Below are 7288 nucleotides of genomic sequence, written 5' to 3'. Positions count from 1 at the left end.
TCTGCTTTCACAGGAGACAGTGCATGACGCCTCGTATTTTCCGTCTCGTCATGCTTCTGTCCGGCATGTTCGGCGCGGCCTCCCAGGCTTTTGCAGCGCAGCAGGAGGCCATTGAGGCTCCTGGTCCGCAGGGGCCTCTGGCTGGTACGTTTGTCAACGCCGGTCCGGGAAAACCTGTGCTTCTCCTGATCCCGGGTTCCGGTCCGACGGATCGTGACGGAAATTCGGCTCTGGGGCCAAAACCGGCTACTCTGAAGCAGCTTGCTGACGGACTGGCCTTGCATGGGATATCTTCCGTCCGCATCGACAAACGCGGCATGTTCGGCAGTCGCAAAGCTATCCCAGACGGTAATCATGTCACGATTGCGGATTATGTGGCAGACGTCCGGAACTGGATCGCAGTCATTCGGTCTAAAATCGGGGCACATTGCGTCTGGCTGGCTGGACATAGCGAAGGGGGGCTTGTTGCGCTGGCGACAGTGCAGACATCAGTCGATATCTGTGGACTTATTCTTGTGTCCACACCGGGCCGACCGCTTGGCGAAGTCCTTCGGGAACAGCTTCATGCGCTTCCGTCCGCCCGGACCGTGCTGCCGCAGATCGATAAGACGATCACGGCGCTTGAAGCTGGTCGCCACGTCGATGTCCAGAGTCTACATCCGGGTCTGCGTGGACTCTTCCATCCCGCGGTGCAGGATTTCATGATCGACCTTTTCCGTCATGATCCGGCAGGCCTTCTGAAAGCGTATCATGGTCCCGTCCTGATCATGCAGGGAGGAGCGGACAAACAGGTTAGCGCCACTGCGGATCTGCCTTTGCTGAAAACGGCAGATCCACAGGCCGACATTATTCTGCTGCCGAATGCAAGTCATTCTCTGGCAGATCTCGGCACATCTCCCGCACCCGATGGATCGCTTTTGCTGGATGGCGCTGTAGTGCCTGATATTGCAGAGTTTGTTCGGAAACATTGACCACAGCCTCGTGTGATCACACATCTGGGAGTAACGGAGGATCAGAAATGGCAGACGACGGACTTCCCGCAGAGGATTATCTTCGCCCGAAACTGCAGGCTCTGATCTCAGACGGTGTGCGGGCCGGGTTTCCGAAGGATGAAGTTGTTGCGGTCCTGATTTCGCTGCTGGATGAGGGACCTGAAGAAGACGGGGAGATGAGATGAGCGACCCATATTCGGTACTGGGCGTTTCGAAAACAGCGACGGACAAGGAAATCCGCAGCGCCTATCGGAAACTGGCCAAGCAGTATCACCCGGATCACAATCCGGACGACAAGAAAGCCGAAGAGCGTTTCAAGTCGGTTGGTCAGGCCTACAACATCATTGGTGACAAGGAAAAACGCGCCCGTTTCGACCGCGGTGAAATCGACGCGGAAGGGCAGGAACGTGGTCCTTTCGGCGGCGGTTTCGGCGGCGGCGGATACGGGCCTGGCGGCCCGCGTCCGGGTGCGCAGGGCTTTCAGGGCGGTTTCAGTCAGGAAGATCTGGGATCTTTCTTCTCCGACATGTTCGGCGGCGGCTTCAGTGGGGACTTTCAGCCCGGCGGTACAGGTGGCCGGCGGGCCTCCAAGGGATCTGACCGCCGGTATGCGGTGACGATCTCGTTCCAGCAGGCCGTTCTGGGTACTTCGCTGGATCTGACGCTGGGAGAGGGTGGCCATACGGAGGTGCGAATTCCTCCTGGCGTGGAAGACGGCCAGACCCTGCGTGTTCGCGGCAAGGGGGCGCCCGGCCGTCCGGGAATGGACGGTCAGCCGGGCGTTCCGGGCGACGCCCTTCTAACGATTACCGTAACCCCGGACAGCCGCTATGTCCGGGAAGGACGGAATCTTCGCATCACCCAGAATCTGGATCTGAAAACAGCTATTCTAGGGGGTAAGATCGCCGTTCCGACCCCCAAAGGCGATGTCTCGGTCAAGATTCCGAAGCACTCCGACAGCGGTAAGGTCCTTCGTCTCTCGGGGCGTGGGATCGGTGGGGACAAAAAGCATCCGGCCGGCGATCTGCTGGTGACGTTGCAGGTCCATATCGGTACTGTCTCCCCTGAGCTGGAGGCCTTCTTCAGCCAGCAGGAGAGCTGAAGACATGGGGATGGCGCGTCGCGTCCGGTCGAGACTGCCGGAATGGCCATGGAGTGACATCGTTGGCGGAATTGTTGCGCTGATTTTTGTTGCTGCTCTGGGCATCATCAGCACCCATGCACTGATCCTCGCCGGAGAGTGGCATTTGCCCTAAGATGCGGCCTGTCTTCTGGTTTCTGACGGGTTCTGCATGATCGCTTCCTCCATTTCCCCAGCCGACGCCCCCGTTCAGCGGATGCGTCGCAGGGCTTTCACTGTTGTTCTGGCCATCGAACTGTGGGAGCGGTTTGGCTATTACGGCATGCAGGCTGTCCTGACCTTGTTCATGGTCGAGCAGCTCCGCATGGCCGATGCAAGCGCCAATCTGATGATGGGTGCCTTCGGGGCGCTCACCTACATCACGCCGGTTATTGGCGGCGTGATCGGAGATCGTGTTCTGGGTGCGCGACGGACCATGGTGATGGGTGCGCTGTCGCTGACCTGTGGCTATGCCTTTCTGGCGGCAGCGCTGAATTCACATATGCTTCTTCTGGTGGCAATGGCCCTGATTTCAACCGGAAACGGGTTATTCAAACCCAATGCCGGAAATCTGGTTCGCCGGATTTACAAGGACGATGACGCGGCGCTTGATGCAGCGTTCACGCTCTATTACATGTCCGTCAACGTGGGCTCGACAGCCTCCATGCTGCTGACCCCCTGGCTTCAGATCCATTATGGTGCCCCCGTCGCCTTCGCGACCTGCGCTCTCGGGCTGGCGATTGGACTGCTCTATTACATGCTGCGGTCAAGCTGGCTGGAGCCAACCACGCCGATGGCGGAACGTCAGCCGGTCCCCCTGTCACGTTTTGGACTTGTTGCGGGCGGCCTTGTGCTTCTGACGGTCTTCAATGCCTGGATCCTTGGCAATGATACGCTCGCGCGTCTCTGCGTGATCGCGGCGGGAGCAGGGCTGGCGGCATTGTGGACCGCGCTTTATGTCCGTGCACCCAAGGCCGAGCGGCCTGGATTGAGAATGACGTATCTACTGTGTCTTCAGGGAACCATTTATCTGGTTTTCTACCAGCAGATGATGACGTCTCTGACCCTGTTTGCGCTTCGTGGGGTCTCCGGCGATTACAGGGTCGCCGGTTTCACGCTTTTCCACATGTCGGCGGGCCAGTTTCAGGTTCTCAATTCTGTCTGGATCATGGTGCTCAGTCCGGTGCTGGCGATGCTGTATAACCGGATGGGGCAACGCGGAAAGCAGACGTCCCATGCCCGCAAGATGTTGATAGGCTATGCGATGGTGTCGCTCGGTTTTGCGGTCTGGTGGGCGGCGGCAGCCCATGCCAGCGGGCTTGTCTCTCCTTGGATCATGGTGATCGGATACGGATTCTTGTCGCTGGCTGAACTGCTGACAAACGGTCTGGGACTGGCGATCGTGGCGCGCTATTCGCCTGCACGGCTGAGTGGTTTCATGATGGGCGCACTTTATCTGCTCTGGGGTATTGCCATGTATGTCGGCAGCCTCGTCGCCAATCAGGCCGCTTTGCCACCGGAAGTTGTGGCTGGTGGCGGGGGCGCCGCGTTATATGCGGGTCTGTTCCGGACACTGTGTGAAGTAGCAGGTGGTGTGGTTGTCGTACTGGCTCTTCTTGATCCATTGACCCGTCGCTGGGACCGCGAACACGCAAGTGTGATCGGAAATTGAGCTGGGGAAACTGTAGCGTTAAACTTTTTGTAATCTGGGGAAAATCTCCCGATAAAAATCTTCCGCCTGTTCTGCATGACCGCATTATGGAGTGCAAATTATGAAAACCAGGCTCTTCCTCCCACTATTCTGGACCGTTTCCGGTCTGTATGACATTGGGCCGCTGCGCAGAAGGCCAGCAGCGGTTGCGATGCCACTGGGAGATGACCTGGAATATGGGGAAGTTCGGACGGGACTGGACGAAAACGCTTTTGCAAGGTTGTGCCATAACGGCGCTCCTTGCTGGTATCATACCCGTCGGTCATGCGCAGACAACGCCTGCTGGCGTCGTTGACGGACACCAGAAAGTGGCCGCTGCCACGAGTGCCGCGACAATGGGAACACCCCAGATCCGGACAAAGTCTATTACGCCGGTCCCGATGCTTGTCAGGCCTGCTCCTGCTAAAGGTAGTGCCCAACTCGCAGCAGCTACGTCTGATTCAACTGAAAACCGTTTCTTCCCGGCATCCTTCCATGACTGGCTGACCCAAAGCACCATGACCGGTGACTGGGGTGGGTGGCGGACCTGGCTGACCGACAAGGGCATCAATATCGGTGGGCATTATCTTGAGGACAGCGCCGGCAATCCGATGGGTGGCAAGACCAAGGCCGTGCGTTATGCGGATGAGTTCGGTATCAACATCGATTTCAACCTCAAGCGGTTGACGGGTCTCAATCTGGGTATGTTCCATACGCTGGTTACGGCGCGTCAGGGGCTGGGCCTTGGCGCTACGCTTCCGACGCTGGATAGCCCGCAGCAGATTTTCGGTTCGGGTGAGACGGTGCGTCTGACGCGTTTGTCTTGGGAAATGCCCTGGAACCGTTATGTCTCAACCGAGGTCGGTGAGATCAATACCGAGAACGATTTTGAGCAGTCGTCCATTTACTGGGGTATGAGCCAGTACTGCCAGTTCGAATCCAACGCGATTTGCGGCATGCCGCAGTCCATTGCGATGAACTCGGGCTATGGCTGGTACCCGACGGCTCACCCGGGCGCATGGGTGAAGTTCTACCCGGCCGGGAATAATCATTATCTGGTACAGTTCGGCGCGTATTCGATCGATCCGACGATCTCGAACACCCATAACGGCTGGAAACTGAACCTGCATGATGCCATCGGCACGTACATTCCGTTCCAACTCGGTTGGCATCAGGGTGGTAAGGACGACTACAGCGGTCCGCTCCAGACCAACGTCAAGATCGGCGGATACTGGGATACGTCTGAGGTCAGCGATGTCTATTCCAAACTCAGCATGTTCTCCGTTCCAGCCGAGTATCTGCTGTCCGCTCCGACACAGAAGGTTCGTGGGCGGTTCGGTGGCTGGTTTCAGTTTGACCGGATGTTGGAGCGTGATGCGGCTGATCCGAATCGTGGCACGACGCTGTTCACATCTTTTACGTGGGGCGATCCACGCACGTCCGTCGCACCGTATTTCATTACCTGGGGTGTGACCCGCAAAGGTACGTTCCGCAACCGCCCGAACGATACGATCAGCCTTGGTATGAAGATGCTCTGGGTTAATCCCAAACTGACGATCTGGGCCCGCCAGATGCAGGCGGCGGGTGCGCAGGGGATCAACAAGCCATCCGGCGAACATGCCATTGAACTGAACTATGGCTGGCGGCCGACGCCTTGGCTCGTGATACGGCCAGGCGCACAGTATATCTGGAGCACGGGCGGTACGAACCGATATAAAAATCCTCTGCTTCTGGATTTCGAGACAGGCATTACCTTCTGAGCCTGATTACCTGAGACCGAATATAAAAAAGCGCCTCCCCAAAAGGAAAGGCGCTTTTTTTGATTATTACGATGACCGCTGAGCTCCGGTGGCTGTTGCTCTTGCCTGGGTGTCCTGCTCTTAGAGGACGACCGTAAACTGTACGCCGAGAACCGCCGCATCATGGAAAGTCGTGGTGGCGCTGGGACGCTGGATGTACTGAAAGTCAGGCTGGATAGCCATCGCGCGCGCGACATGGGCCGAATAGAACAGTTCGTACACGTTCTCATGGCTCTGCGGTCCGTATACTGCGCCCCACTGGTTGTTCTGATAGGGCAGCCCCAGTGCCAGCGAGGATTCCTGTTGCAGCGCGGCCGTGTGGCTCATGTTGAAGTGCTGGTACATCGCACCGACCGTATCGAGTGGTCGTCCCCAAGCCGCCCCGGTATCAATAAGTCCTACCCATTCATGGTCGCGCATCGCCACCGTCTTACCATCGCTGTACATCGCACCCGCCATGGCGATCAGGCCATTCGTGTTGCCCGGACCATTCCGCACCAGCATTTGGTCGAGGATCAGCCAGGCGCTGTTTCGCCCAGCTTCATAACGGCGCGGCAGGCCGGTTGCCTGCCAGGAATTGCCGTGGATATCTTCGTAAAGGTTCAGATAGCGTGAATTGTCGTACGAATAGCCCAGAACGTAATGACCCTGAAGATGATTGCGACCAAAACGCGGTGTCCAGCCGACTTCCACTGGTGTGGAGAATTTGCCAAGCCCCGACTGCGCCCAAGACCAGCCGGAGATGCCACCATTATAGGAATGCGGACTGACCGCGAAAAGACCGGCCATCACGTAGGTATCCAGTGTCGGCATAGCCCGGACCACGGCCCCCAGATTTCCCGACGGCCAGTCGCGGTTGCCTTCGGTATATTTGTTGGGAGCGGGATTGCCGCACACGGCGACGTTCATGAAATCACAGAACAGGGGAGAGGCGGCGAAGAAACTCCCGACAGGAATCCAGCCTGCACTGACGTCGATGCGGTTATGGACGAAGGAGGCTTCGCCATACATTGCGACCATATGCGCTACGACGTTGCCTCGCGCTCCGTAGATCTCCTGTACGGGTGCAATAGAGTCACCGAAATTGCGCGATACGCTCTGCCCATGTCCGTTGACGATCAGGGTGTGGGTCCAGAAATTGCGCACGCCGGCAAGCTTGTCCCAGTCGATATCGAGCTCAATGCCGACCTGTCCTGCGTCGGAATAGGCGTGTTCCTTGCCGCCCGTGACGTTCCCGGCGAATTCCTCATTGATTGCCGCCAGAAGATGGATGCCGTGTTTAAGTAGCCAGGGCTGTATGCCACCCCAGTCACCCAGAAAATGCTGCGACCCCATGGGGGCGGCAAAATAAGGCCCCGGATCCCCGGCAGCCTGGGAGAAACCGGAGACAGTGTTCTGCATGATGGGCGTGTTGCTGCCGCCATTGGCAGGCGTTTCACTGTTCTGAGGGGCAGGCGACAGAACTCCGGCCCGATAGGCGCGGGACCGCGCGCTGTTGGGATCCGGCGTGGACTGTGCCTGCGCCGTATCAACCGTTATCGCCAGAGCCGAGACGGAAAAAAGCCCTGTCAGGACAGACCGCAGGTGTTCGGAACGGATTCTCTTGGAAGTCCGGGCGAAAGAAGCGAGTACAGTCATGAACCGGGCATTGCCTTTCAGTAAAAATGGGAGGACGGGAGATCGGTAC

The 7288-nt window shown here is 58.0% G+C and carries 7 protein-coding genes; 6 read left to right on the top strand and 1 reads right to left on the bottom strand.

Going from position 1 to position 7288, the window contains the following annotated elements; all coding sequences use genetic code 11:
* The 6 genes from GKA01_RS11955 to GKA01_RS11940 all read left to right on the top strand — a co-directional run.
* The coding region (locus GKA01_RS11955; protein WP_307724948.1) for an alpha/beta hydrolase at positions 1–971 on the top strand (971 nt) is incomplete at its 5' end.
* A 47-nt stretch (positions 972–1018) separates the two neighbouring features.
* A complete protein-coding gene (locus tag GKA01_RS13665; RefSeq protein WP_167506375.1) occupies positions 1019–1177 on the top strand; it encodes a hypothetical protein in 159 nt (52 codons plus the stop codon).
* Positions 1174–2094, top strand: a complete 921-nt coding sequence (locus GKA01_RS11950) for a DnaJ C-terminal domain-containing protein (RefSeq protein WP_146863382.1) — start codon at positions 1174–1176, stop codon at positions 2092–2094. Before GKA01_RS13665 ends, GKA01_RS11950 begins: the two co-directional genes overlap by 4 nt.
* A 4-nt stretch (positions 2095–2098) precedes the next feature.
* Entirely contained in the window at positions 2099–2248 is a 150-nt protein-coding gene (locus GKA01_RS13660; RefSeq protein WP_167506374.1) for a hypothetical protein, read from the top strand.
* Positions 2249–2284: 36 nt separating this feature from the next.
* On the top strand, positions 2285–3784 hold the full coding sequence (locus GKA01_RS11945) for a peptide MFS transporter (RefSeq protein WP_146863379.1): 1500 nt from the start codon (positions 2285–2287) through the stop codon (positions 3782–3784).
* 215 nt (positions 3785–3999) lie between these two features.
* Positions 4000–5562: a carbohydrate porin gene (locus GKA01_RS11940; RefSeq protein ID WP_146863377.1), complete on the top strand. Its 1563-nt coding sequence runs from the start codon at positions 4000–4002 to the stop codon at positions 5560–5562.
* A gap of 120 nt (positions 5563–5682) precedes the next feature.
* Here GKA01_RS11940 and GKA01_RS11935 read toward each other — a convergent pair whose 3' ends face one another.
* On the bottom strand, positions 5683–7239 hold the full coding sequence (locus GKA01_RS11935; RefSeq protein WP_146863374.1) for a carbohydrate porin: 1557 nt from the start codon (positions 7237–7239) through the stop codon (positions 5683–5685).
* Positions 7240–7288: the final 49 nt, after the last annotated feature.

Origin of the sequence: Gluconobacter kanchanaburiensis NBRC 103587 (assembly GCF_007988905.1) — a bacterium.
Lineage (GTDB): Bacteria > Pseudomonadota > Alphaproteobacteria > Acetobacterales > Acetobacteraceae > Gluconobacter > Gluconobacter kanchanaburiensis.
The sequence above is the reverse complement of the archived record's forward strand: the minus strand, read 5'-3'. Positions and strand labels throughout refer to the sequence as shown.